The 234-nt window shown below is 66.2% G+C and carries 1 pseudogene; it reads right to left on the reverse strand.

The annotated features are described in order from the left end of the window. A pseudogene (locus FMEAI12_RS38860) lies at positions 1-234 on the reverse strand (transposase); the annotation flags it as partial.

The raw sequence follows: 234 nt of genomic DNA on the forward strand, positions 1-234 counted from the left end.
CGGTGCGGGAGCCGACCTTTATGACGAAGAAGCAGTACAGCCGCCGCAGCGTCACCGCGCAGTCCACGTGGAAAAAGTCCACGGCCAGCATCGTCGACGCCTGCGTACGCAGGAACTGTCGCCATGTGGTGTCGGTCTGCCGTTTCGGAGCTGGGGGAGCCCCAGGGACGTCAGGACCCGGCGGATCGTGGATGCGCTCACCCGGTGGCCGAGCTTGAGGAGCTCGCCCTGGAT

The sequence above is a fragment of the Parafrankia sp. Ea1.12 genome (assembly GCF_900465275.1).
GTDB classification, from domain to species: Bacteria; Actinomycetota; Actinomycetes; order Frankiales; family Frankiaceae; genus Parafrankia; species Parafrankia soli.